21 protein-coding genes are annotated in these 24,731 nt (G+C 60.2%); 14 read left to right on the top strand and 7 right to left on the bottom strand.

Annotated features, from left to right (window positions below):
- Positions 1-14: 14 nt before the first annotated feature.
- Positions 15-3,467 (bottom strand): ankyrin repeat domain-containing protein, encoded by a 3,453-nt coding sequence (locus AC4HNJ_RS12440; RefSeq protein WP_490479899.1) that lies wholly within the window; start codon positions 3,465-3,467, stop codon positions 15-17.
- Positions 3,468-3,534: 67 nt separating this feature from the next.
- Complete coding sequence (locus AC4HNJ_RS12435; protein WP_490479898.1) at positions 3,535-3,828, bottom strand: YcgL domain-containing protein; 294 nt, start codon at positions 3,826-3,828, stop codon at positions 3,535-3,537.
- 387 nt (positions 3,829-4,215) lie between these two features.
- On the opposite strand from AC4HNJ_RS12435, the gene AC4HNJ_RS12430 reads away from it, so the two are divergent.
- Positions 4,216-5,631 carry an OmpP1/FadL family transporter gene (locus AC4HNJ_RS12430; RefSeq protein WP_490479897.1) on the top strand — a complete coding sequence of 472 codons (1,416 nt, stop codon included), beginning with the start codon at positions 4,216-4,218 and terminating at the stop codon, positions 5,629-5,631.
- Positions 5,632-5,765: 134 nt separating this feature from the next.
- Here AC4HNJ_RS12430 and AC4HNJ_RS12425 read toward each other — a convergent pair whose 3' ends face one another.
- A complete protein-coding gene (locus tag AC4HNJ_RS12425; protein ID WP_490479916.1) occupies positions 5,766-7,181 on the bottom strand; it encodes a coniferyl aldehyde dehydrogenase in 1,416 nt (471 codons plus the stop codon).
- 816 nt (positions 7,182-7,997) lie between these two features.
- Here AC4HNJ_RS12425 and AC4HNJ_RS12420 point away from each other — a divergent pair.
- Positions 7,998-8,633 carry a DUF5671 domain-containing protein gene (locus tag AC4HNJ_RS12420; protein ID WP_490479896.1) on the top strand — a complete coding sequence of 212 codons (636 nt, stop codon included), beginning with the start codon at positions 7,998-8,000 and terminating at the stop codon, positions 8,631-8,633.
- On the top strand, positions 8,630-9,076 hold the full coding sequence (locus AC4HNJ_RS12415) for a hypothetical protein (RefSeq protein ID WP_490479895.1): 447 nt from the start codon (positions 8,630-8,632) through the stop codon (positions 9,074-9,076). Before AC4HNJ_RS12420 ends, AC4HNJ_RS12415 begins: the two co-directional genes overlap by 4 nt.
- Before the next feature lie 49 nt (positions 9,077-9,125).
- Here AC4HNJ_RS12415 and AC4HNJ_RS12410 read toward each other — a convergent pair whose 3' ends face one another.
- A complete protein-coding gene (locus AC4HNJ_RS12410) occupies positions 9,126-9,872 on the bottom strand; it encodes a glucose 1-dehydrogenase (protein WP_490479894.1) in 747 nt (248 codons plus the stop codon).
- A 105-nt stretch (positions 9,873-9,977) separates the two neighbouring features.
- Between AC4HNJ_RS12410 and AC4HNJ_RS12405 the strand changes: the two genes are divergently transcribed.
- Complete coding sequence (locus AC4HNJ_RS12405) at positions 9,978-10,358, top strand: ArsR/SmtB family transcription factor (protein ID WP_490479893.1); 381 nt, start codon at positions 9,978-9,980, stop codon at positions 10,356-10,358.
- Positions 10,359-10,480: 122 nt separating this feature from the next.
- On the top strand, positions 10,481-11,608 hold the full coding sequence (locus tag AC4HNJ_RS12400; RefSeq protein ID WP_490479892.1) for a hypothetical protein: 1,128 nt from the start codon (positions 10,481-10,483) through the stop codon (positions 11,606-11,608).
- Between the two features lie 133 nt (positions 11,609-11,741).
- Here AC4HNJ_RS12400 and AC4HNJ_RS12395 read toward each other — a convergent pair whose 3' ends face one another.
- Complete coding sequence (locus tag AC4HNJ_RS12395; protein ID WP_490479891.1) at positions 11,742-12,491, bottom strand: TlpA family protein disulfide reductase; 750 nt, start codon at positions 12,489-12,491, stop codon at positions 11,742-11,744.
- 98 nt (positions 12,492-12,589) lie between these two features.
- Complete coding sequence (gene putA, locus AC4HNJ_RS12390) at positions 12,590-15,778, bottom strand: bifunctional proline dehydrogenase/L-glutamate gamma-semialdehyde dehydrogenase PutA (RefSeq protein ID WP_490479890.1); 3,189 nt, start codon at positions 15,776-15,778, stop codon at positions 12,590-12,592.
- A gap of 463 nt (positions 15,779-16,241) precedes the next feature.
- Here putA and AC4HNJ_RS12385 point away from each other — a divergent pair, with 463 nt between their 5' ends.
- From AC4HNJ_RS12385 to AC4HNJ_RS12365, 5 genes are all read left to right on the top strand, one after another.
- Positions 16,242-16,739 (top strand): DUF2244 domain-containing protein, encoded by a 498-nt coding sequence (locus tag AC4HNJ_RS12385; protein WP_490479889.1) that lies wholly within the window; start codon positions 16,242-16,244, stop codon positions 16,737-16,739.
- A gap of 82 nt (positions 16,740-16,821) precedes the next feature.
- Positions 16,822-17,793, top strand: a complete 972-nt coding sequence (coxB, locus tag AC4HNJ_RS12380; protein WP_490479888.1) for a cytochrome c oxidase subunit II — start codon at positions 16,822-16,824, stop codon at positions 17,791-17,793.
- A 60-nt stretch (positions 17,794-17,853) separates the two neighbouring features.
- Entirely contained in the window at positions 17,854-19,479 is a 1,626-nt protein-coding gene (gene ctaD / locus AC4HNJ_RS12375; RefSeq protein ID WP_490479887.1) for a cytochrome c oxidase subunit I, read from the top strand.
- Positions 19,466-19,807, top strand: coding sequence for a hypothetical protein (locus AC4HNJ_RS12370; protein ID WP_490479886.1), 342 nt, complete (start codon positions 19,466-19,468; stop codon positions 19,805-19,807). The genes ctaD and AC4HNJ_RS12370 overlap by 14 nt, the downstream gene beginning before the upstream one ends.
- A 52-nt stretch (positions 19,808-19,859) precedes the next feature.
- Positions 19,860-20,747, top strand: coding sequence for a cytochrome c oxidase subunit 3 (locus tag AC4HNJ_RS12365; protein ID WP_490479885.1), 888 nt, complete (start codon positions 19,860-19,862; stop codon positions 20,745-20,747).
- A gap of 107 nt (positions 20,748-20,854) precedes the next feature.
- On the opposite strand, the gene AC4HNJ_RS12360 is transcribed toward AC4HNJ_RS12365, so the two are convergent.
- Positions 20,855-21,070, bottom strand: a complete 216-nt coding sequence (locus AC4HNJ_RS12360) for a twin transmembrane helix small protein (RefSeq protein WP_490479884.1) — start codon at positions 21,068-21,070, stop codon at positions 20,855-20,857.
- A gap of 59 nt (positions 21,071-21,129) precedes the next feature.
- Here AC4HNJ_RS12360 and AC4HNJ_RS12355 point away from each other — a divergent pair, with 59 nt between their 5' ends.
- From AC4HNJ_RS12355 to cyoE, 4 genes are all read left to right on the top strand, one after another.
- Positions 21,130-21,870, top strand: coding sequence for an SURF1 family protein (locus AC4HNJ_RS12355; protein ID WP_490479883.1), 741 nt, complete (start codon positions 21,130-21,132; stop codon positions 21,868-21,870).
- Between the two features lie 128 nt (positions 21,871-21,998).
- Entirely contained in the window at positions 21,999-22,556 is a 558-nt protein-coding gene (locus AC4HNJ_RS12350; RefSeq protein WP_490479882.1) for a redox-active disulfide-containing membrane protein, read from the top strand.
- Positions 22,556-23,707, top strand: a complete 1,152-nt coding sequence (locus tag AC4HNJ_RS12345; protein WP_490479881.1) for a COX15/CtaA family protein — start codon at positions 22,556-22,558, stop codon at positions 23,705-23,707. Before AC4HNJ_RS12350 ends, AC4HNJ_RS12345 begins: the two co-directional genes overlap by 1 nt.
- Positions 23,707-24,597, top strand: a complete 891-nt coding sequence (gene cyoE, locus AC4HNJ_RS12340; RefSeq protein ID WP_490479880.1) for a heme o synthase — start codon at positions 23,707-23,709, stop codon at positions 24,595-24,597. Before AC4HNJ_RS12345 ends, cyoE begins: the two co-directional genes overlap by 1 nt.
- Positions 24,598-24,731: the final 134 nt, after the last annotated feature.

Below are 24,731 nucleotides of genomic sequence, written 5' to 3'. Positions count from 1 at the left end.
TTTGCCGAGGGTTCTTATTGCTCCGAGGCAGGCTGGCGCAGTGTTTGCCGGACACTGGGAACCACACCGGCACGAGCGGTCAGTTCATGCGCAATGTCAATCAGGCCGAGGTGACGGGCCACATCCGCTGCAGTGCGGCCGAAGCTGTCTGCAGCGTTGCGATCCGCGCCGCGTGTGAGCAGGATACGCGCCGGCGCCAGTAGCGCATGCATAGCGCATGCATGCAGTGCAGTAACGCCTCGCTGATCGGCATGTTCGATACGCGCGCCGGCATCGAGCAATACGGGCAACAGTGCGCCGATATGCGTTGCATCGCAGGGACTGCCGGGGCGCAGGTGTGCACCCAGCAACAGCAGCAAGGGACTCTTGCCTTCGGCATCGACGAGATTCGGATCGGCCTTGTGCTTTAGCAGTACATCGAACAGCCGGCGTGCGCGCAGACTGTCGTTTTGTTCGAAGCCGAATTGCGAGGCGGCGTGCAGTGCGCTGTGCCCACGCGCATCGACCGCGTTGGGATCGGCACCGGCCTGCAGCACTTGCTCAACGATTTCCGGATAACCTTGCACGGCAGCGATCATCAGTACCGTCGCATCATTCGGCAGGCGCTGATCTACCGCTGCGCCGCGTTCCAGCAGCAAGCTCACCAATGCCTCGCGTCGCGCGGCTACTGCCGCTGCAAGAGGTGTCATGCCGTGCTGAGTGCTGGCAGCGATGTCAGCACCAGCGTCGAGCAACGACGTGGCGACGTCGCGATGACCTGCTCCACAGGCGTGGAGTAGCGCTGTGGCACCTTGTGCATCGCGCGTATCGACCGCGAAGCCCAATTCCAACAGTCTGCGCACCGCCACATTCGCACCGCGCGTGGCGGCGTGAACCAGATCATCGGCACGCAATGGGCGGCGCGGACGGGGCCACTCATTCCAGTCCAGCCAGCGCTCCAACTCCGGGTGTTCCAACGCGAGGCCAAGCGGCGTGTTGCCGTTCGCGTCAGCTGCTTCGGCGTCGGCACCGTAGGCAACGAGCGCACGTACCAGTGGTTGCGCGTCCGTGCCGTGCTCGATGGCGGCGAACAAGGGCGTACGCCCTTGGGTATCGCGGCTGTTCGGATCGCAGCCACGTGCGAGCAGTGCCTGGAGCAGGGTCACGTATCCCAGTGCGGCAGCCAGATGCAATGGCGCGCGACCACACTCCTCGACTCCGAACGGGTCGGCTCCACGTTCAAGTAAGGCGAGCGCGAATGCGTCTCCTTGCACGACGCTGGACGAAAAACGCCCAAGCGCCTGAGCGAGCAGTCCGGCACCGGCGGGGCTGCTGCCTGCATCCAACAAATCCTCAATGGCTTCGCTGCTCGCCGGCAACAACGGCAGCAGGGCGTCGAACAAGCGGCGCCCGAGGGGTGGCAGCAGCGGTTGTTCGGAATCCGGTTCATCGACGAGCTGAGCCGGCAAGCGTGCTTCTGCTTGCAAGCCATGATCAAGCAACCATAACCGAGCCGCGCCCAGCCCCGGCTCGGCAAGCTCCAGATACAACTGCGCCAGTTGCGCTTGCGACCAATCGCGTACACGCGTGGCGAAGCTGGACACAATGGCCCAGTGGCCGAAACGCAATGCGTCGAGCAGATGCGCGGGGGTGTCGGCACCGTCGGAAATAGCATCGAGATCGAGGCTGGCCGGCAGTGGCGTATCGGGATCCAGCAAAGCAACCAGATCCCAGCGTCCGCTTGCTGCCGCATGGTCGAGTGCACTGCGACCGTCGTTGCCTGGGGCCTTCGGCTCAGCGCCAAGTGCCAGCAGGGCACGCACGGTTTCTGTCTGTGCATCCGGAGACTGGCATGCCAGCGTAAGGGCATCGCGTCCATGGTGGTCGCGTGCATTCACATCCGGCTGTGCTTCAGCGAAGAGCTTTACCACCTCTACCGCACCGGCGCGCGCTGCCTCCATCAATGCAGTGTTGCCATATTGATCGACCAGATTCACATCGGCGCCCGCCGCCCGCAAAACACGCGCAATCTGCTCGTGTCCTTCGGCTGCGGCGGTCATCAGCGCGCTGCGTTGGCGGGCATCCACGGCATTCACCGCGGCACGCTGCTTGAGCAACATTCTTACGCCGGCGGCATCGTCGTCCGTGATACCCGCGGCAGCAATCAGGGCCGGCTCGCCATTCGCCGGTGTAGTCTTGGCGCCTCGCTCAAGCAGAAATTGCACTACTGGCCAATTGGCCGCCCGGCAGGCAATGGCCAGCGGACTCGCGCCGGCCTTGTTGAGTGCGTCGATCGTTGCGCCGGCATCCAGCAGCATGGCGGCAACCGTCGGCTCGCCGCTGAGCACAGCGCCGTGCAAAGGCGTATTGCCGTCAGCATCGGTGGCCAGTGGATTTGCGCCATTGGCGAGCAGCGTCATCACCGCATCGGCGCGGCCGTGCCAGCTATCGCGGGTAGCGGCAAGCAGGGGCGTCACGCCGCCGTTGGCGCGGTTGACATCGGCGCCTTTGACAATCAGCGCGCGTAGCAGCCGTGTATCCGGCAATAGCGCGGCAAGCATCAAGACCGGGCGCTGGTCGCGATCTTCTGCTGATGGCGAGGTGTTCGGGTCGGCGCCGGCCTCGACGAGTGCCAGGGCGCGCGGAATATCGCCGCTGCGGGCGGCTGCGAGCAGCGCCAAGGCTTGTTCGGGCGTGCCTGCGGTGCGTTCCTGCTCGTTGAGCTGAGGCGGCTCCGCCGCCGGAGGCGATATGGTTTCGGTGCCTGCTGTTTGCTGCCGCCGGGGGCGCCGGCTTTCGCATAACATCACGCGCAAAGTGCGGTTGGCGATCACCAGGCAACCCAGTGGCACAAGCAGCACGGCATACAGCACCAACGCAGCCGTGCGCATCTCGGACGGCAATACCCCATAAAGTCCGCTAAGCGCGATCGCGGCAAATGACAGGACCAGCAACGAGAGTGCGCTAGGCAAGAAGTGGCTGAAAAAATGCTCCTCGCGCGCCAGATGGCGACCAAAGGCAACACTGCGCGCCGTGGCGGTAAACAACCAGGAGCTATCGCCCTGACCATGCGCAGGATAGGCATCGTCCCACACGTAGACCAGTGCAAACGCGGGCCACAGGCGCCACAGGACCATCAGCCCAACCACCAGGGCGGCCGCGAGCAGCAGGCTGGCGCCCAGTGTGGGGTGCTGGGTCAGGCGCAGCATCGGCCACGCGATCAGCAGAAAGACGAGGGCGACATAGCACGTAAACATCGTCAGATGAGCCATGCCGCGTCGCATGACCGTGCGGATGAAATCCGGCTCCGGATCGAACCCGATCGCATGGCATACCGCTGCCATCGTCAGCGTATTCGCCAGCAGCAGCGGAATCAGGGTAATTGGGTGCGCGCCGATGGCGGCGATGCCCGCCATGATCAGACCTGGAAGAAACCAGACGAGAGCACTGAGCGCGGAAGAAGAGTGGCGCGATTTGATAGGTGGCATGTCAATGAGTATAGGAACCGGAGGCGCGAGAGACGGTAATCACTTGTTAACAACTATCGCGCGACGGTTATTCGTCCTGACGCCTGGGCGTCGATCCTTGCTCCGGCGTATGGGGCGCGACGGCCAAAGTCTCCTGCGGCGGCAACTGCAAATGCCATCCTTGATTGCGTAAATGCTGCATGACGATTTCGGTATCCTCATGCGGTAATCGGCGGTCCGAATGCAGTTCAACTTCCAATGCGAAGCGCAGGTCGCCAAGCAGCAGGACGAGCGATGCCGGCAGGATGTCGAAATGATCCCGGCGATCCAGCCACAGGTACGTGTCGGCTTTGCGCTGGCTGGCATAGACGAAACAGTGCATGGCAGTGCCTGTGGAAAGACGAACGGGGCCCGAAGGTTAGCAGCACCTGCCGCTAGCGTCGTCATCAAAGCGCAAACGAGCTGAACCTCATTACAGCATGTACAAAGTTTGGCGCTGCAGCGTCATGCTGCACCGCTCTACCACAGGGCTCTCGTGTTCTTTCCCTGGGCATGGTTTCGGGGTTTTCCCGCCTCAACGTTTTCATGCTGCACCTGCACTTGCATGCCCCGATCCGAGTCGGCAGAGTGCCCGCCTGGGGTCTCAAACGCGCGTATGAATTTTTGGCTCGCGGGGCCCCGCTACGACCCGAGCCGCCGGGGGTTTACTCCGCGGCAGCCCCGGCCTCCATGGCCCGACTCGTCATCAAAAGAAAAGCAGGAGCAAACGATGCACACGTCCTTTCGTAAAACCGTCCATGGTGGCCGTCCGTTAGCGCTCGCCGCTCTTGGTTTGGCCGTTGCCGGCGCGTTGGCTGCACCGCAGCAAGCCCATGCCAGCTCCTTCCAGTTGAAGGAAGATAGCGCGCAGGCCATGGGACGCGCTTATGCCGGTTCCGCCACAGCGGGCGGTGACGTTTCGGTGGTGGCCAACGCCCCCGCGGCCATGAGCGATCTGAAGGGCACTTATTTCGAGGCCGACGTCACTGCGATCAATTTCAGCGCCACCTTCAGCGGCAGCGCCCATGATGTTCTGGGACAGCCTATCAGCGGCGGCAACGGCGGCGATGCCGGCACGACGATGCCGGTGCCGTCGCTGTTCTTCGAGACGCAGGTGAGCAACCGCTGGCACGTCGGTGCCTCCGTCACCGTGCCATTCGGTTTCAAGACCACCTATGACAATGACTGGGTCGGTCGCTACAACTCCATCTATTCGAAGTTCGAATCCATCGACGGCACCATGTCGGCCTCGTTCGATGTCACCGATAATTTCAGCATCGGCGGCAGCGCTATTGCACAGCACACGACCGCCACGCTGTCCAACGCGATCAATTTCTCCAGCGTAGCGCTTGGCCTGGTCGGCCCGGGTACGGCATTGAACCTGCCGCCTGCGCAGGTATATGGCCTGGTGCCTCCCGGCAGCGACGGATTGGCCCGTGTCACCGGCAGCAGTTGGGCATGGGGCTGGCAGTTGGGCGGCTACTGGAAGATCGATCCGCAGGATCGCCTGGCCGTCAACTACCGCTCCAAAATCAGCCATCGTTTGCAGGGTACGGCCGATTTCAATGTGCCGCAGAACGTTTCCACGCTGATCGGGGTGCTTGCTCCGCAGCTCGGCTTGAGTTCCAGTGCATTGCCGTTCCAGAACACCGCAGGCACGGCGATCTTCACGACACCTGCCGAGGCTGACGTCAGCTACTGGCATCAGGAAGACAAGTTCGGTTTTGGTGCGGATGTGGACTGGACCGAATGGGATGTGTTCAAGAACCTGACGGTGAATTACGCCAACCCCGCACAGCCGGCCAGTACGCAGGTGTTCAACTGGCATAATTCCTGGTACTTCGCCGTGGGTGGCGACTATTACCTCACCGACAAGCTCACCTTGCGCGCGGGCTTCGGCTACGACACCACGCCGACGTATGCAGGTACTCGCGATCCGCGCGTGCCGGATGAAACCCGCAAGCTGTTGTCGGTCGGTATCGGTTACAAGGCGACCGATCACTTCTCGATCAACGCCTCGTACGCGCATATCTTCGTCAGTCAGGCAGCTATCGATGGCGTCACGAGCGCCACCGGCGACACGCTGGCGGGATCATTTGACGATTACGGCAATTTGTTCGCGCTGTCCGCCATCTACAAGTTCTGATCGGCGCCAGGTAATCAGCTAAAGGCCTCCCCGTGAAAGCGGGGAGGCTTTTTGTTTGGGTAGCTCAACAGATGGTTGCTGTCTGCCTGGCTGCTCCTGTAACCACTGCATCGCAGTTCAAGACCGTTTGTCACTCAACCCCTTTTTAGCAATAGCTCCAAGAGTTGTCGGAAACGCTTGCCATAGGGTGGATTGAGCAATCCGGCGCCATTGAGGCGTGCCTGCCGGAATACCGGTTTCATGTGGGAAAACGTGCGGAACCCAGCTTCGCCGTGATAGCCGCCCATGCCGGATGGTCCGACACCACCGAACGGAAGATGATGCTGAGCGATGTGATAAAGCGTGTCATTGAGTGTCACGCCGCCTGCGTGGGTACGATCAAGCAGCTGATCGATGCGCGCTTGATCCTCTTCGAACAGGTAGAGCGCAAGCGGTCGCGGGCGATTGGCAACGTACGCCATCGCTTCGTCAAAGGTGTCATAGGGCACCAGCGGCAGCAGGGGGCCGAAGATTTCCTGCTGCATGACGGCCATGTCATCACGTACATCGATGAGAAGCGTTGGCGTGAGCAGCCGCTGTTCGGGGCGATCGGCGACTGCGCTGAGCTTTTCGCTGCGGGCACCGGCATGCACGGCGGCGTCGCGCCAATCGATCAGGCGCTGATAATGCCGATCGGTGGCGATGCTCGCGTATTGCCGATTATGGGCGAAATCCGGGTATAGCCGCTCTGTCACCGAGCGGGCGGCTGAGATGAAGCGTGCGACGTCCACGCGTGGCACCAGCACGTAATCGGGCGCTATGCAGGTCTGCCCTGCATTGAGCAGCTTGCCGAACACAATGCGTTCCACCGCGTGATCAAATCGTGCCCCTGGACCAATGATGGCGGGCGATTTGCCACCCAGTTCAAGGGTGACGGGCGTGAGGTGCGCGGATGCCGATTGCATGACCTGATGGCCAACCGCCGTCGATCCTGTAAAAAGCAGATGATCGAACGGCAGCGCGGCGAAGGCCTGCCCTACGGATGCATCGCCATGGATGACAATCACTTCGTCCGGCTGAAAATGGTGTGCGACGAGCTTGGCGAAGAGATGCGAGAAGCGCGGCGTATATTCGCTCATCTTCACCATCACGCGGTTGCCTGCCGCGAGTGCGTCCACCAATGGCCCAACGGCAAGGAATAGCGGATAGTTCCAGGGCACGATAATGCCCACCACACCTAATGGCTGCGGGCGTAATTCGGTGCGGGCCGGCAGAAAGGCCACGCTCGCCCATCCACGCTTCGGTTTCATCCACCGGCGGCCGTGGCGTAACGCGTGACGGATGGCTGACAGGCTGGGAAACACTTCCAGCATGTCCGTTTCTTCGCGCGGACGGCAGCCGAAGTCTGCGCCGATCGCTTCGGCCATTTCCTCGCGATGCTGGCGCACCAATGCATCCAGCGTGCGTAAACGACGTGCGCGTGTTGCCCAATCGGGAAAGGGTTCGCGTGCCAGCCCCATGCGCAGGCGCTGCAACTCATTAGAAAGGTCGAGGCGGTCTGGCTTGTTCATAGCACCCGGAGTTTGGACCGCCATGCACACCCTTTGCGCGCAGGAGCGTGATGGCGGCCTATCGACGGTCAAAGTCACTGGTCGCGCCGCTGCTGCTGGTCATGACGTTGTGAGTCATTGGCTGGTACACAAGCCTACTCTTCAACGCAGGTCGAGGGTATGGCCATCGGGGCGCCAACGATGTGTCGGACCGACGTGCCGCCGCCGCTGGACAGCGCCATCCTCGGCAACCGCCGTTGGGAAGGTGCCCAGTGAGTAAAGGCCCTGAACTTGGTGCGTGGCATGGCCCTGTCGTTTACGCGGCGGGATTCCAGGTACGACGCATGGGATGCGCAGGTGCACTGGCCCAGCTCGGGAGGGATTTGAAAACTTTTTCAGGCTGTCTTGCTCAGATATCGCTACTGCCGCTCAGTTCCATTCTCTACCTTGAGCCTGTATCAACAGGGTAGGAGATACATGTGAGCCCTCGCTGGGTTGGACACTTGCTTGAAAGTATCGCCACCCGTGGCATGAGCGTGCCTCGCCAGCAAGTCACGGAATCATCCGGAAGCAGGGAACGCCGGACAGACCAATCTCTGCGAGATCGTTCTCTCGCTGCACCCCCGAAATCACAGCGTATCTGCCTTGGCATTGGTGACGGCCGCGTCTATCGGCAGTAGCGTTTTGCCCATAGTGCCCGGCATAGGCGCGTCGCTTGCTGCCGGAATGCGGTACCTTTCCCGGCGTGCCGCGCGCAAACCCGTAACAGTGAATGGCAGACGTCGCAGCACTATGCGTGTAGTCCGGGTTGCATGGGAAATGCTCAACGGAGGACATATGGCGGGTACGCAAGAGTTGGATCAGTTCGTGCGGGACGCTCTGTTGAAGGGGTGTTCGCGCGAAAGCATCGAGCAGGTATTGAGCCAGGCCGGGTGGACGCAGGAACAAGTGCGCAGTGCGTTGGCCGCGTACGCTGAGGTGGCCTTTGCGATCCCCGTACCGCGTCCGCGTGCTTATTTGTCGGCCAAGGAGGCGTTCCTCTATCTGGTCATGTTCACCACGCTCTACATCAGTACGTACTACTTCGGACGTCTCTTGTTCGAACTGATCAATCGCCATTTTCAGGACATGGCGATGCCTTACGGGAGTTGGAGCACGGGGAGTATTCGCTGGTCGGTGGCGGCGATCATCATTGCTTTCCCGATCTTTCTCATGCTCTCTACCATCATCGGCCGCGAACTGAGTCGGCAGGCGATAAAGCGGCAATCGCCGGTGAGGCGATGGCTCTCATACATGACCCTCTTTTTTGCAGCGAGCGTGTTGATCGGTGACCTGATTGCACTGGTCAATAGTCTGCTGGGGGGTGAAACCACACTGCGTTTTACCCTTAAGGTGGTAGTGGTCGGCGCAATTGCCGGCACGGTTTTCGGTTACTACTTGCGGGATTTGCGCCGCGACGAGAGTGAGGCATGAGCAGCCTGACGGCCGGAAAAGCGCTGGCGATGATCGCTACCGTGGTGATGGCCGGCGCGGTAGCAGGCGGTCTCTATGTGCTGGGCCCTCCCGCACATCAACGCCAACTGAGGCTGGACAGCTATCGCGTTTCCGCTTTGAACATGCTTTCGATAGCCATTCATGCATATTGGGTGCAACACCGCTCACTGCCGGCGTCGCTGGACGATCTCGCGATGCAGGACAGATGGATCAAAGATCCAGTGACTGCGCAGCTGTACGTGTATAAGACATTGGACGCCGCTACTTACAGCTTGTGTGCGACATTCGCCACAGACAATCGAGCACATCGGACCGGTGACGTGCTGCCGAGTCCTTACGGTCCAATCCAAGGTTGGCAGCATCCTGCGGGGAAACATTGTTTCCGTTTCCTGGCGGAAAGCCAGCAAGGCTCTCATAAATAAATACCGCGCCAGGAGATCGCGCGGTATTTATTGTTTTGGCGGCTTGGCGTCAGCGGGCGCCACCGCCTGCGTATAAGCGTTCGCCCGTCAACCAATAGGAATCTTCAGAGGCCAGGAAGACGGCGATCGATGCGATATCGTGGGGCTGGCCGATGCGGCCCAGCGGCGTGCTGGCCAGCGCGTACTGCTCGAAATCGCCACCGATGACACCGGCGGTATGCGTGCCTTCCGTTTCGACCATGCCAGGGTTGAGCGCATTCACACGGATCTTGCGGGGCCCCAATTCCTTCGACAGCACGCCGGTAATCGCATCGACGGCCCCCTTGGTTGCCGTATACACCGCACTGTTCGGCGGCACGATGCGCGAAACCAGAGAGCCGACATTGATGATGCTGGCGCCTTCGCCAAGGTGCTTCACGGCGGCCTGCGTGGTCAGCAACAGCCCGCGAACATTGACATTGAACTGGCGGTCGTAATGTTCTTCCGTAATCGCTTCGATCGGCGCGAATTCATAGACGCCTGAATTGTTGACGAGGATGTCGAGGCGACCGTAATGCTGGATCGCAGCATCGACGATGGACTGTGCGTCAGCGGCCTTGGACACGTCGCCCTGCACGGCAACGGCCTTGCCGCCTGCTTTTGCGATCTCAGCGACCACCGTGTCTGCACCGGTCTTGCTGGATGCGTAATTGACAACAACTGACGCGCCCTCTGCGGCCAGCGCCTTGGCGATGGCTGCACCGATGCCCTTGGATGCGCCGGTCACGATCGCGACCTTACCTTTCAGCTTGCTCATGTGTGTATGTCCTGGTGGTGGGTAGATAAATCAGTTCTAAATTCCAGTAGTTCGTAACTTATGAACTATAGAACAAGAAATCAAGGGGCTGGTAAAGTACCCGGCATGAGGCCACTGATTCACCCATCCATCGAGGACATCACGGTCGAGGGTATTCTCCATGCCTTGTCCGACCCGGTGCGCGCGGCGATCTATGCGGAACTGGCGATTTCCAGCGGCGCTACCTGCTCGAACTTTCTGAAAGTCAGCGATCGTGACATCCCCAAATCCACCCTTTCGCAGCACTTCCGTGCGCTACGCGAGGCGGGTTTGATCCGCAGTGAACGGCAGGGTGTGGAGATGCGTAACACCACGCGTTGCGTAGAAATAGAGCAACGTTTTCCGGGGTTGATCACGACCATCATGAAGGCACACCAGCTCCAGGCGGCCAGCCGCATGCGTGTTACGAAGCGAAAGCAGGTCGGCGCGAAAGCAAAAAGCGGGTAAGCGTGGCGGTGGGCCAAGGGTGTTCTGCACATGACAACTTCACGCGGATGAGTCGTGCGTGCGACGGCGGCATCCACACTTTACTATGCTGTCATTATGCGGCTGCGTGGATTCGCTAGCTTATGAACGAAAGCGCGATTGCGGTCCAGGCAGGTGAGCTGGTTGCCCTGCGTCTCTTTGATATCGCTTACGCGATCGATCTCGTTCGAGCCGAATCTACGTGGCTTGAGCATGGTGAGGGAGCAATCAGCCGCACGCGTTTTTCCAGCACGCCGACCAAGGCGGTTGCGTTCGACATACCGCCGTTGCGCCTGTCTCTGGGAAGGACGATGCTGAAACTTGGGCCCGGGGATGTCGCTGCCGAACTATCGGTCCGTTTGTACGATTTTGGTGTAGCGGCGCTGGCTGTTCGCGTAGGTGTGGCGAACATGGCCTGGGACGATTTCGTTACGCACTTCAATGCGCTCGATCAGGCGGTGGGGCCGCATGCGCCGGCCACATTCTGGACGGACCTGCTAAACCACGTGAGTGAAGTGATCGCCCCTGCATTGGATCGCCCATCGACCGATACCCGTCTGCAGGAAGATTACCTGCTAGGTGTAGTGCACGCACTGGATAGGCCACTGAATGCGGCTGCCCTCAATGAGCAGGTGGATTTGCTGGGTCTTCTTTCGGGAGAAACAAGGCCGTTATCTTCAGCATCGCGGCGGGACTTGCTGGCGCGCAGTTTTTCCTATTACGCCGATGATCTGGTGGTGCTGACGTGGGACCGTGCTTTTATCTACGAACCGCGCCGCGATTCCGATGTGGCGGACGTGATCGAAGTGGCCAACGCCCAGCTTGTGGAATTCCGTTATTACGACACGCTGCTGGACGATGAATTGCCGCGGATGTATGACCGTGTCGAAGCAGCGCGGCACGTTGTGTCACTATTCGCTTCACGTCGCTTCGCTCACCTTGCGCGCAACTTGTACAAGCTGGTAGCGGAGGTGACGCAACTTACGGAAAAAGTCGATAACGCGTTGCAGGTCACCGAGGATGTTTACCTGGCGCGCGTCTATACCGCTGCCCTTGGCTTGTTCAGGGTGCCTGCGCTCAGTGCATCGGTGGATCGTAAGCTGGCCATCATTCGTGATACGTATGCGGCGCTTTATGCCGAAGCTTCCAGTCGCCGCTCGGAACTGCTGGAGATCACTATCGTCGTGCTTATTGTCTTGGAAATCCTGGTGTCGTTGACGTTGCATCACTGAGTTCGCGCCGAGGCCCCGAACAGGCTGTACGTATTTTAAAACAACGACAACATGCCGATTCAGCGCGTGAGGGCACGCCAGGATTCGCGGCACACCAATCGGTTGCCATCTGGATCAATCGGCGCCCACCCTATTATTGCGTGGTCTGCGTTGCGCTTGCGCGGGACATCCGCTTCCACTGTTCGATCCAAATGCCGAGGTCAGTCACGCGCTTGGTCTCATTGTCTTGCATCGACATGCCGACGGCAGCGCCAGCAACGTGACTTGATGGATCTATCAGCATCAGCGTGGGATAGATGCTCACGCCCAATGTGTCGATCAGCGACTGGCCGTTATACAGCACAGGCCAGGTCAGGCCGTGCTCGCTCGCAAACCGCCGCCCGGTGGCAGCACCTTCATAAGTAATGGCGACGAAATTCATGTCGCCGTGTGCATGGGCATAGGCATTGAGTGCAGGTACTTCGGCGACACAGGGTGCACATTCGGCGAAAAAGAAGCTGAGCAACGTGTAGTGGCCGCGAAAATCACGCAGCCGTCTCACGCCGCCTCGCAGCGATGGCAACTCAAAGGGCGGGAAGGTATCGCCGCGTCCGAAAGCAAAACGTCCCGGCTCGCCCGCGTGAGCACCAGATGGACGCAGGCGCAGTACGGCCATACCGGCTTGGTCGTCGCGAGTGATGCTGTAACTGCGGTGTCCTTCCCACAGTTGTTGTGCGAACGCGGCATAGTCGAGTGACCTGCCGACGTCGTCGAGGTAGTGCACCTGCGGCTTGGCGCCCAGATGAAGCGAGGTGAGGAAGTTTCGTTCGGTTTGCGAGGGAGTTGCGGCGCGTGCGATCGCCGAGAGGCATATCAGCGACAACCAGAATAATGGGCTTCGCATGCAACGCTCCGGGCACTTAACCCCATGGCGAAATCAAAGGGTATTTATTCCATCCCTTCCCTGCTGCGCAGAGGGAAGGGATGGGAGCTTGCGGGCTATTACTCGCCAATCGTCAGTAATGATGCATTGCCGCCTGCTGCCGTGGTGTTGATGGTGAGCGTACGCTCGCCAGCGAAGCGCAGCAGATAGTGCGGGCCGCCCGCCTTGGGGCCGGTTCCGGAAAGGGATTCGCCACCGAATGGCTGCACGCCGACCACCGCGCCGATCTGGTTGCGGTTGACGTAGCAATTGCCTACACGTGTATGACTGCGAATGTATTCCACCGTGTCGTCGATACGGCTGTGGACGCCGAGAGTAAGGCCATAGCCGGTGTTGTTGATGGCATCGATGACTTTCGGCAGATCGTTGCCTTTCCAGCGGATCACGTGCAGCACGGGGCCAAAGATTTCGCGCGTGAGCACGTCAAGCGAAGGAATTTCGTAAGCGCGCGGGGTAAAGAAGGTGCCATGCGATGTGGTAGCGGGGTCCAGCGTCGCTTCGGCAATTTTTTTGGCTTCCTTGTCCATGCGCGCGGCATGGTCGGTGAGGATCTTCAGGGCATCGTCATCAATGACCGGCCCGACGTCGGTGGAGAGCTGGCCCGGATCGCTCACCTTCAACTCAGCCATCGCACCGGCAAGCATGCCAATCACTTTGTCAGCAATGTCATCCTGCACGAACAAGACGCGCGCAGCGGAACAACGCTGGCCCGCGGACTGGAAGGCGGAGGCGATAACGTCCTTGACGATCTGCTCGGGCAACGCGGACGAGTCGGCGATCATCGCGTTCTGTCCGCCGGTCTCGGCGATGAGGGCGGCAATCGGTGCATTGCGTGCGGCGAGCGCGCGATTGATCGCCCATGCCGTTTCGGTCGAGCCGGTAAAGGCCACGCCTGCCACGCGCGGATCCTTGGTCAATGCGGCGCCGACCACGGCGCCGTCGCCTGGCAGGTACTGCAGCACCTCAACCGGTACGCCCGCTTCATGCAGCAGTTTCACGGCAACGTAGCCGATCAGGCTGGTTTGCTCGGCGGGTTTGGCGATCACGCTATTGCCGGCGGCAAGTGCAGCGGAAACCTGGCCGAGGAAAATCGCCAGCGGGAAATTCCACGGACTGATGCAGACGAACACACCGCGCCCGTTGAGGAACAGCTGGTTGCTCTCGCCGGTAGGGCCAGGCAGTTGCTCGGGATGACCGAATAGCTTGCGTGCCATCGCTGCGTAGTAACGCAGGAAATCGGCCGCTTCGCGAATTTCCGCGATCGAGTCCGGCAGGCTCTTGCCGGCTTCGCGTACGCAGAGCGCGATGAACTCGCCGCGGCGCGCTTCGAGCTGTTCGGCGGCGTGTTCCAGAATCGCAGCGCGGCTGGCAGCGGGCAGGCGATCCCAGTCCGGCTGTGCGGCGACTGCGTTGGCGAGCGCCTTGTCGACCAGGGGGGCGTCGGCGCTCACGTAGCTGCCCACGACTTGGCGACGGTCGGCAGGATTGGTGACCTGCACGGTCGGACCTTTGCTCTCGCCACCCGGCACGAGCGGGGCTGCGGTCCATGGACCAGACTTTGCGTTGACTGCCTCGGCGAGGGCTTTCAGTTCGTTGTCGTTGGAAAAGTTGACGCCCATGGAATTCTTCCTGGATACAAAATTTGAATGCTGCGGAAGCGCAGCATTTTCACCGAACAGATTGACCGGCAAAGGAATGCGCGGATGCGGAATGGAGGCGAAGCAGCGCATCGTTTCGCAGGGATCGGCCACCAGCTCGCGCACCGGCAAGGTTTCATCCACCACGCGATTGACGAAGCTGGTATTGGCACCGTTTTCGAGCAGCCGGCGGACCAGGTAAGGCAGCAGGTCTTCGTGCGTACCTACGGGGGCATATACACGGCAAGGTACGTTGAGGTTCTGTTTGCCGATGACTTCCGCGTAAAGATCCGTACCCATGCCGTGCAGTCGCTGGAATTCGAATGGACGTCCGCGCGCGATGTGGTACACAGCGGCGATGGTGTGGGCATTGTGCGTGGCGAACTGCGGGTAAATCAGTTCGCTGCCCGCATCGAACAATTTATGCGCGCAAGCCAGATACGACACGTCGGTATTCGGCTTGCGCGTGTAAAGCGGGTAGCCGGAGAGCCCCAGTTCCTGCGCACGCTTGATCTCGGCATCCCAGTACGCACCCTTGACCAGGCGCACGTACCAGCGACGTCCGGAGGCGCGCGCGGTTTCGATCAACCAGTCGATCACGAACGGCGTGCGCTTTGAGTACGCTTGCACCACGATGCCGAGACCGTTCCATCCTTGCAGCGACGGGTGCGCGAACACGTCGCCGATAATGTCCAGCGACAATTCGAGACGATCGGCTTCCTCCGCGTCCACCGACAGCGCGATGCCTTGCTTCATGGCCAGCTGCGAGAGTTCCAGTAGCTTGGCCGTAAGATCGCCTCGTGCGCGCTCGCGGTTCGCCACTTCATAGCGTGGATGCAGCGCGGACAGCTTCACCGAGATCGACGGTGCATCGGTGTGATTGGCGAAGGGGCCGCGCGAACCGATCGCTGCGATGGCCTTGCGGTAATCCTGCTGATACCGCTCGGCGGTGTCGGCAGTGAGGGCTGATTCGCCGAGCATGTCATAGGAATAGCGATACACCGCGTACTCGGGCTTGGCGCAGCGATCGAGCGCATCCGCGATGGTCTGGCCCATCACAAATTGGTGGCCCATGATGCGCATGGCCTGGCGTACCGCCAGACGGATAGCCGGTTCACCGGCGCGGCCGACCAGACGACGCAATGCACCGGTGAAATCGTGGCGGGTTTCCTCAGCCAGGTTCACCAGCTTGCCGGTGAGCATCAGACCCCAGGTGGAGGCATTGACGAACAGCGATTCGCTTTGCCCGAGATGCTTCTTCCAGTTGGCATCGCCCAGCTTGTCGCGGATCAGCTTGTCGGCGGTGGCCTTGTCGGGAATACGCAACAGCGCTTCCGCCACGCACATCAGCAGCACGCCCTCCTCACTGGAAAGATCGTACTGGCGCATGAAGGATTCGACGGCGCTCTGGTCCTTGGCTCGGGCGCGCACGCGCGTCACCAAATCGGCGGCGAGATCGATCACTTTTTCGCGTTCGGCCGGCGGCAGCGTGGCCTGCACAAGCAAGTCGTTGACCGCTTCGGTTTCGTCGCGCAGCCAGGCGGCAGTGATACGTGCACGGGCTGGCTCGGCGCCGGTCGGCAATTCGGGAGTAAGAATCGGTTGGGTCACGATGGCGTGGCGCGTTGGCGGGGACGGTAGGGAATTGCGAATTGTACGGCGGGGTGCCGGGTGCACGCATCCGGGACGTTGCTGGCTCCGTTCCCCCTACTTTTTTGAGGGGAAGGACGGTTTCTTGCGAAAAGCGAGCCCGTCTGTGGGCGGCATCATGACGATGAAGAGGGAACGCGACCGCATGACGATCTCGCCGAAGTGTCCCTCATGCAGAGCCCCGGATCGCATTCCAGGCAACCGCTCTGCCATGAAAGGGCTGGATGCGGCACTACTGCGACATTTTGTAGCAATCAAACGGAGGGGCGTGCCGTCAGACGAGGCTGAGGCCATATCGCTTTGGCACACGCGCTAATGCGTATTGGATGTCTTCGTTGCATGGCGTTGCACACGCTGCACCTGTCCTTGCCCGCTCTGACGGCGCGGCCTATGATCGGGAACGTTCCAGGCACGCCGGACTTCCATGATCGTGCTTCGACCAGCCCTCGGCGGCCTGCCGTACGTGACGTTGTGGCTTCGGCCCAACCGCGTGCTCAGCCGACGTGGTTTGCGTCGCCTGATCCTGGTGCTGGCTGCGCTGGCGTTGATAACGGCAGGTCTGGGAGCGTGGCAGGGCGATGTGTTCGCCCCGCTGTTCGCCCTGATCGAGGCTTCCGCCATGGCCATCGCGCTGAGCGTGGCATGGCGGGCCGGCGACCGCAGCGAACGCATCACCCTCGACACTACGTCGCTGGAGGTGCAAATCCTGCCAGGTCGCCGTTGCATGCGCTTCCAGCCCTATTGGGTGCGCGTGCTGCTGGAGTCAGGGGAGGGGCGTTACCGATTGTTGTTGTCGTCGCACGGACGCAAGCTGGAGGTCGGAGCTTTTCTCAACGATGAGGAACGCACCGAGTTATTCCGGAAACTCAGGGCGTTGCTGGCCGATATACGGGCGCAACGCGGGTGGGGAGGCTCTGACTGATTTTGCGTAGGTAACATGCAGGCAGAGCGGGTGGCACTTACGCAAAATCAGTCAGAGCATCCCTTTCAACAAAGGTGCAAACATGACAGTTGGCGGCATCGGGAAGCACAGCATCGGGTTCAGGGGTTTCAAGCACTTCAGGCATGCGGCCAGGGCATTGGCGACAGGAGCCCTCGCTTTGTTCGGTGCTGCCGTTCAGGCGAATCCGAAGCCCGACCAGCTCAATCTCACTCCCGGCGTGACGACGTACTCTCACGTCCCATACATGCTCAACAACGTTGCGTTGGGCGTCTGCGTCGTGATCGGTATCTTGGTTTTCGGCGCGATGTTCATTGCGATGTTCCGGTTCCGCAAATCCCGCGGCGCGGTGGCGGAGAAGTGGTCGCACAACACTACGATCGAGATCATCTGGACCACCATTCCTGTCATCATCCTGATCTCCCTGGCGTGGCTCGCGACGGACGGCTTGCGCAAGTTCTCCAATACCACCGGCGCGCAGATGACGGTGAAAGTCACCGGCTATCAGTGGAAGTGGCGGTACGACTACATTGACTACCTCGGCAAGCCGATCAGCCATGTGGGCTTCATGTCCAAGCTGGATGACCAGAGCAATGCCACACGCCAGCTGGATTCGGGCCTCGACCCTTATGCCGTGAAGGTTGGCAATGAGGAGACCTACCTGCTGAATGTCGATCATCCGCTGGTGGTGCCGATTCATACCAAGATCCGCTTCGTGATTACCGCGGACGATGTGATTCATTCTTGGTTCGTACCATCGTTCGGCTGGAAGATGGATGCGATTCCCGGCGTGATCAATGCAGCATGGACGAATATCAACACGCCCGGTGTTTATCGTGGCCAATGTGCCGAATTGTGCGGTCAGGACCACGGCTTCATGCCGATCGTGGTGAAGGCCGTGTCGAAGGAAGATTTTGCCAAATGGCTGGCCGAGCAGGAGAAGCCGTCGACACCTGCGCCTGCGCCGGCATCGACAGCAGCGGCTCCCGCACAGGCAACGGCACAGGTGGCATCCACCCATCCGACCCAAGGTTGATATCCGAGGCTGCCCAGGCAGTTCACGACAACGCATTCATTTAGGTAGAGGTTCAAGGCCATGGCGCACGAAGCCACCCACGACCACCACGATGAACATCATGGCGAGCATCACGAACACCTGAATTTCTTTCAGCGCTGGGTGATGTCCACCAACCATAAGGACATCGGTACGCTTTACCTGGTCTTCTCGCTGCTGATGTTTTTTATCGGCGGCAGTTTCGCGATGGTGATCCGCGCCGAGCTGTTCAAGCCGGGTATGCAACTGGTACAGCCGTACTTCTTCAATGAAATGACCACCATGCACGCGCTGGTCATGATCTTCGGCGCGGTCATGCCGGCTTTCGTCGGCCTCGGCAACTGGATGATTCCGCTGATGGTCGGCGCGCCGGACATGGCGCTGCCGCGCATGAACAACCTGTCGTTCTGGATTCTGCCGTTTGCCTTCGCATTGCTGCTTTCCACGCTATTCCTTCCCGGGGGCGGCCCGGCAGGTGGCTGGACCATGTATCCGCCGCTGTCGCTGCAGAGTGCGTCGCTGGCTTACGTAGTGTTCGCGATCCACCTGATGGGCATAAGCTCGATCATGGGCGCCATCAACATCATTGCGACCATTCTGAACATGCGCGCACCAGGCATGGATCTTCTGAAGATGCCGGTATTCGTATGGAGTTGGCTGATTACGGCTTTCCTGTTGATTGCGGTGATGCCGGTGTTGGCGGGTGCGGTGACCATGTTGCTCACCGATAAATACTTCAACACGCACTTCTTCGATGCAGCAGGCGGCGGCGACCCCGTGCTGTTCCAGCACGTGTTCTGGTTCTTCGGCCATCCCGAGGTCTACATCATGATCCTGCCGGCGTTTGGGATCATTTCGGAGATCATTCCCACGTTCGCGCGCAAGCCTATCTTTGGCTACAAGGCAATGGTGTTCGCGATTGCCTCGATTGCGTTCTTGTCGTTCATCGTATGGGCGCATCACATGTTTGCGGTGGGCCTGCCGCTGGGTGCCGAGATCTTCTTCATGTACGCCACGATGCTGATTGCGGTGCCGACCGGCGTGAAGGTCTTCAACTGGGTCGCCACTATGTGGGGCGGCTCGATGACGTTCGAGACGCCGATGCTGTTCGCCGTGGCATTCGTGATCCTGTTTACGATCGGCGGATTCTCAGGATTGATGCTGGCCTTGGTGCCGGCGGATTTCCAGTATCACGATACCTACTTCGTGGTGGCGCACTTCCATTACGTGCTGGTGACCGGAGCGATCTTCGCGATCATGGCCGCCACGTACTACTGGATTCCGAAGTGGACCGGTCACATGTACAGCGAGACCTGGGGCAAGATCCATTTCTGGAATTCGGTGGTGTGGGTGAACGTGTTGTTTTTCCCGCAGCATTTCCTGGGTTTGGCGGGCATGCCTCGTCGTATTCCGGATTACAACGTGGCCTTTGCCAATTTCAACATGGTCAGCTCGATCGGCGGTTTCCTGTTCGGTGCCTCGCAGCTGATCTTCCTCGGCGTCATCATCCATTGCGTGTGGTTCTCGAAGAAGAAGGCCACCGATCGCGTATGGGAAGGCGCCAAGGGTCTGGAATGGACGGTGCCTTCGCCGGCACCGCACCACACGTTCGCCATTGCGCCGGTCATTCATGACGAAGAGCTGGCGCACGGGCATGTCGAGGATTGACGCTTTGTCCAGCCATCACGTCCTTGATGAAAGCGGCTCACTCCCCGAGCAGGGGAGGGTGGGGTTCGCCCCGCTGGCGAGAGAAGCTACCCTCACCCGGCCCGTCATGCTGGGGAAGGGGCAAAAGCCGCAGTCGCGTGATCTGCTGTTGGACCATCAAGCGTTGGAAGCGGGGCAGGCACGACGGTTGCGCCGTGCCCGGCGTACGGCTGCAGTGGTTGGCATCATCGCTTTCGTGGTCTTTGTCATCTCGATCATGCAGATGCTTTGGCTGCAACATCATCCACAGGCACACGCGCAGGCAGTAAAGGAAGCGCTCATGCAGTAAGCCCGTTGAGGCGGGTACGTAGGTCACCAGGAACATCTACGGGATACACATCATGGGTCAGCAGCACGACATTTATTACGTACCGAGCAAGAGCCAATGGCCGATCGTGGCCGCGGTGGTCATGTTTCTCACCGTGTTCGGCGCCGCACACTGGCTCAACGCGGAGCCGGGCGAGAGCAGCTTCGGCAAGACGATGCTGCTGATCGGCTTCGTCGGCATCCTCTGCATGTTCTTCGGCTGGTTCCGTTCGGTCATCCGGGAATCCCTCGCTGGCCGCTACAACACCCAGGTAGACCGCTCATTCCGCATGGGCATGATGTGGTTCATTTTCTCCGAGGTGATGTTCTTCGGGGCTTTCTTCGGGGCGCTGTTCTACATACGCATGTTTTCGGTGCCATGGCTTGGCGGCGCGGGCCATGGCGTGCTGACGCATGAATATCTGTGGAGCAATTACGCCGCCTCGTGGGGCGCCGGCGGCGGTAACGGGCCGGCCCACATTGGTGGCAGCTTCCAGACCGTGGCGCCATGGGGGCTGCCGCTGCTGAATACGCTGATCCTGCTCAGCTCCAGTGTCACCGTGACGATTGCCCACCACGCGCTCAAGGCAGGGCACCGCGGCAAGGTGTTGGTATTTCTGGGATTCACCGTGCTGCTTGGCGCGACCTTCCTGTTTTGCCAGGCGCATGAATACATGGAGGCTTATAAAGAGCTCAATCTGACGCTCGGTAGCGGAGTGTACGGTTGTACCTTCTTCATGCTCACCGGCTTCCATGGCCTGCATGTGACGCTGGGCACCATCATGCTGGCCATCATCTGGCTGCGTGTGCTGGCCGGCCACTTCAACAAGGAACACCATTTCGGCTTCGAGGCGGTGGCCTGGTACTGGCACTTCGTGGACGTGGTGTGGCTGGGCCTCTTCATGTTCGTCTACATCCTCTGACCGGCTTCGTCGGAAACGAAAAAAGCCCGCCGCAAGGCGGGCTTTTTCATGCAGCTACGAGGCAGAAAGGTCGCAGCCCACGCTCCGGGAGAGAGGGCCGGCTACACTTACTGGCCTACACCGTGCGGGTGAATCCAGCCCATCCGGATGCCGACGATGACCATGGCGATCAGCAGCAGGGAAAAGCTGATGCGCCGGGTGAGCGCCCATACGGTGCGTTTGCTGCCCTCTTTGTCGGTCATCATGAAATACAGTGCCTGGCCGAGGTTGAACACCACCACCAGGAACATGATCACCAGCGCTACTTTGTAAATGGTTTCCACGTGAGAATCCCAAGCAGGCTCGACATAGCCAGTATAGCTATCCGTAGCGAGGCCGCTGCGTGAGTGGGATGCGCCGTCCCGCCTGGTGGTCTGTGCTGCTGACCATCGCTGGTGTGCTTGTTTTCGTGCGTCTTGGCACCTGGCAACTGCATCGCGCGGAGTATAAGGATGAGCTTCTGCGTCGGTATGCCGCAGCGGCCAGCGCCCCGATGCAAGCGTTCGATGCGGTGGCCGATCACCCCCCGGCGGATGCTTATCCACGTGTCCACGTGCAAGGGCATTACCTGACCGGTCGCCTCTATCTGCTCGACAATCCCAAGCACGACAGTCTTGGCGGCGCGGAGGTTTACGCGCCTTTCCAACCGCTGCACCAGTCGAAATTGCTGCTGGTGGATCTGGGGTTCCTGCCTGGCAATGGCACGGACCAGACGCCGCAAGTCCCGCCATTGCCCACGGATGTACAGACCTTGCAGGGCGTGTACCAGCCAGCGCCGGGTGCAGGCTTCGAAATGGGGGGCGATGCGCTGGCGCGGCAGACGCATTGGCCGAAAACGACCATCTATCTCGACCCGAACCAGATTGCAGCCGATTTGCATGCCACGCTCTACCCGCGTGTCCTGGCGCTGGATGCCGATCCCGCGGCCATCTATGTGCGCGTGCACACGCTCGATCTTTCCTCTATGCCGCCGGCACGGCATCGCGCTTACGCCTTCCAGTGGTTTACGTTTGCCATTGCAGCGGTGGTGATCTTTGGGGTGTTGCATCGTAAGAAGAAACCACGGGCGATGCGTGATGATTGAGCGCTCTTTCTTCTCTTTGGCACGTCTGCTCGCCGTTATTGCCTTATTCCTCGAAAGGGTGACGGGGCGCTATGGGACACCCGCACTTCTTTATAGAGACCTTGCTTCGGACAAGCATGAATAAGTCGATGACTCCAAGCCAGCGCGCAAGCCGCTTGAAATTTCTGCTGGTGGTATTGGTATTTGCTGCGCCCATCATCGTGGCAGCCTTGCTCAATCTCGGCGGTTGGCAGCCCGGGGGCAAGGCTTATGGCGAGCCCATCATGCCGCAGCGAAATTTCCAACAAGAGCAGGTGAAAGTCCGATTGACTGACGGCCGCATTTGGCCGTGGCGCGATAGCTCTCCGCGCATGACGTTGATCGCGCTTGTCGGGCCGGGTTGTGCATCGCATTGCGTGGCGGTGCTTACCAAGATGGCTGCCGCCCGCATCACCCTCAACAGCAATATGACGCGCCTTCGTCTGCTCTACTTGGGACAGCCGCCTCCGGATGCTGCGACCAATGGCATGGAGAACTATTGGGCGATAGGGACGGATGTGGATAGCCGTCTGGCCACGTATCGCCCGACTTCATCCGATAGCGTGAGTGCCCTGCTGGTGGAATCCGACGGCACGGCCCTGGCACGGTATCCTGTGGGATTCGATCCGAGCGGTTTGCGCAAGGATCTGCAGAAGGTAATCCATTAATGGCGCTGCGCACTCGAAAGATCATTCCCTACCTGGCCATCCTGGCCGCGGCGTTCGCCTTTGGGCTGGTGATGTTTGGCGCGTTCGTGCGGCTGTCCAATGCAGGCTTGTCATGTCCTGACTGGCCGACCTGCTACGGCAAGGTGACATGGCCACAGCATGCGCAAAGCGTGCTGGCGGCGGATGCTGCATTCCCCGGGCGACCGTATGAAGCCGCCAAGGCGTGGCGTGAGCAGGTGCATCGCATGTTGGCGGGCACGCTGGGCGTGCTGGTACTGATACTTGCATGGCTGGCAGCGCGACGTGATCGCCTGGTCACCTTGGCGATTCTGCTGAGCGCCATCTTTGCTACGGCGGGCGTCGCCCTGTATCTGCATGAACGCAACGGGTCGTCGGGCTTGGCGTTGCTCGCGATTCTGCTGCCGATAGCGGGCACCTTCTGGTTGCGCGAACGCGCGGCATTAAAGATGAGCGTGCTCACGCTGGCGGTGATCATTTTCCAGGCCATGCTCGGCATGTGGACGGTGACACTGTTGCTAAAGCCGATCGTGGTAATGGGCCATCTGCTCGGAGGCATGTGTACTTTCGGTCTGCTCGCCTATGCGGCCTTGCGTTACAACGGCATCGGCGCGCCGGACAACCGTTATGCATCGCTGCGCAGGTTTGTGGTTCTGGGCATCGTCTTGCTCGCCTGCCAGATCGCCCTGGGCGGTTGGACATCGGCCAACTATGCGGCCCTGGCTTGCGGCACCGATTTCCCGAAATGCCTCGGGCAATGGATGCCGCCCACGGATTTTCATCAGGGCTTCGTGCTGTGGCGCGAAGTCGGCGTGAATTACGAAGGCGGTATTCTGGATATGGCAGCACGCAGCGCGATCCAGATCGCGCATCGCATTGGCGCGCTGGTGGTGTTCTGTTATCTGGCATGGCTCTCGTATCGATTGGTGCGGAGTGGGTTCCAGAACGGCGGATTCGCGCTGGCCTTTGTGCTGGTTGTGCAGGTGCTGCTTGGTATCAGCAATGTGCATTTCGGGTTGCCGCTGCCGGTGGCCACGATGCATAACGGCGGCGCTGCATTGCTGCTATTTACGCTGCTGGCAAACTTTGCGCGGTTGCAGACATGGCATAGCCATGCGGTGGAGCCGCTCTGATGATGCTGGCTCGTGAATATTTGCAGTTGACCAAGCCGCGCGTCGTTGCGCTGCTGGTGTTTTGCTCGGTGATCGGCATGTTCCTCGCTGTGCCCGGCATTCCGCCGTGGCGCGCGCTGGTGTTCGGCACGCTCGGCATCTGGATGGCGTCGGGGTCCGCTGCTGCGTTCAATCATCTGATCGACGAACGCATCGACAAACTGATGGCTCGCACGGCACGTCGGCCTCTCGCCACGGGCACGCTGACGGCACGGCAGGTGCTGGTGTTTGCGGCAGTGCTCGGCGTGCTTTCGATGGTGATATTGGCGGCACTCGTCAATGTGCTGACCGCTTGGCTTACCTTTGCCGGCCTGATCGGCTATGCCCTGGTCTACACCGCGTATCTGAAGCGCGCGACACCGCAGAACATCGTGATTGGCGGCCTAGCGGGAGCCATTCCTCCGGTATTGGGCTGGACGGCCGTGACGGGTGCGCTGCATCCTTTTCCGCTGCAGCTATGCCTGATCATTTTTGTATGGACACCGCCCCACTTCTGGGCGCTGGCGATCTTCCGCCGTGACGATTACGCGCGTGCGCAAATACCCATGCTGCCGGTGACGCATGGCGTGCGCTACACGCGCTGGCAAATCCTGCTTTACACGATTCTGTTGGTGCTGGTAAGCCTGCTGCCCTCGCTTACCGGGCATAGTGGCTTGATCTACCTCGGCGGCGCGGCCGTACTGGGCGTAGGCTTCCTCTATTACGCCATCCGCCTGATGAATCCGCCAGATGAATACTTCGCGATGCGAGTATTCAAATACTCCATCGTTTACCTCATGGCCTTGTTTGCTTTTCTGCTAGCGGATCATTGGCTGGTGTTGCCTGCTACATTTTTCTCGGGCGCTTCGTGATTTATGGAAATTTTGTCATGAGAAGTCGGCTTTGGGGCAGCCATGAGTGCTAGCGAGAAGACATTTTGTGAGCGGATTTGTTCACTGGAGAGTTGCCACAAGTTTGTGGCAACAATTGCGAAAGATGAAGCCGA

This window comes from Dyella sp. SYSU CM1112, assembly GCF_058216415.1.
The sequence above is the reverse complement of the archived record's forward strand: the minus strand, read 5'-3'. Positions and strand labels throughout refer to the sequence as shown.

Excerpts from the sequence above, each read along its gene's own strand:
- AC4HNJ_RS12430 (WP_490479897.1), top strand. The coding sequence starts at position 4,216 with ATGCACACGTCCTTTCGTAAAACCGTCCATGGTGGCCGTCCGTTAGCG.
- cyoE (WP_490479880.1), top strand. The coding sequence starts at position 23,707 with ATGATGCTGGCTCGTGAATATTTGCAGTTGACCAAGCCGCGCGTCGTT.
- AC4HNJ_RS12385 (WP_490479889.1), top strand. The coding sequence starts at position 16,242 with ATGATCGTGCTTCGACCAGCCCTCGGCGGCCTGCCGTACGTGACGTTG.
- AC4HNJ_RS12440 (WP_490479899.1), bottom strand. The coding sequence starts at position 3,467 with ATGCCACCTATCAAATCGCGCCACTCTTCTTCCGCGCTCAGTGCTCTC.
- ctaD (WP_490479887.1), top strand. The coding sequence starts at position 17,854 with ATGGCGCACGAAGCCACCCACGACCACCACGATGAACATCATGGCGAG.
- AC4HNJ_RS12435 (WP_490479898.1), bottom strand. The coding sequence starts at position 3,828 with ATGCACTGTTTCGTCTATGCCAGCCAGCGCAAAGCCGACACGTACCTG.
- AC4HNJ_RS12345 (WP_490479881.1), top strand. The coding sequence starts at position 22,556 with ATGGCGCTGCGCACTCGAAAGATCATTCCCTACCTGGCCATCCTGGCC.
- AC4HNJ_RS12370 (WP_490479886.1), top strand. The coding sequence starts at position 19,466 with ATGTCGAGGATTGACGCTTTGTCCAGCCATCACGTCCTTGATGAAAGC.
- coxB (WP_490479888.1), top strand. The coding sequence starts at position 16,822 with ATGACAGTTGGCGGCATCGGGAAGCACAGCATCGGGTTCAGGGGTTTC.
- AC4HNJ_RS12350 (WP_490479882.1), top strand. The coding sequence starts at position 21,999 with ATGACTCCAAGCCAGCGCGCAAGCCGCTTGAAATTTCTGCTGGTGGTA.
- AC4HNJ_RS12395 (WP_490479891.1), bottom strand. The coding sequence starts at position 12,491 with ATGCGAAGCCCATTATTCTGGTTGTCGCTGATATGCCTCTCGGCGATC.
- AC4HNJ_RS12400 (WP_490479892.1), top strand. The coding sequence starts at position 10,481 with ATGAACGAAAGCGCGATTGCGGTCCAGGCAGGTGAGCTGGTTGCCCTG.
- AC4HNJ_RS12420 (WP_490479896.1), top strand. The coding sequence starts at position 7,998 with ATGGCGGGTACGCAAGAGTTGGATCAGTTCGTGCGGGACGCTCTGTTG.
- AC4HNJ_RS12405 (WP_490479893.1), top strand. The coding sequence starts at position 9,978 with ATGAGGCCACTGATTCACCCATCCATCGAGGACATCACGGTCGAGGGT.
- AC4HNJ_RS12410 (WP_490479894.1), bottom strand. The coding sequence starts at position 9,872 with ATGAGCAAGCTGAAAGGTAAGGTCGCGATCGTGACCGGCGCATCCAAG.
- AC4HNJ_RS12425 (WP_490479916.1), bottom strand. The coding sequence starts at position 7,181 with ATGAACAAGCCAGACCGCCTCGACCTTTCTAATGAGTTGCAGCGCCTG.
- AC4HNJ_RS12415 (WP_490479895.1), top strand. The coding sequence starts at position 8,630 with ATGAGCAGCCTGACGGCCGGAAAAGCGCTGGCGATGATCGCTACCGTG.
- AC4HNJ_RS12365 (WP_490479885.1), top strand. The coding sequence starts at position 19,860 with ATGGGTCAGCAGCACGACATTTATTACGTACCGAGCAAGAGCCAATGG.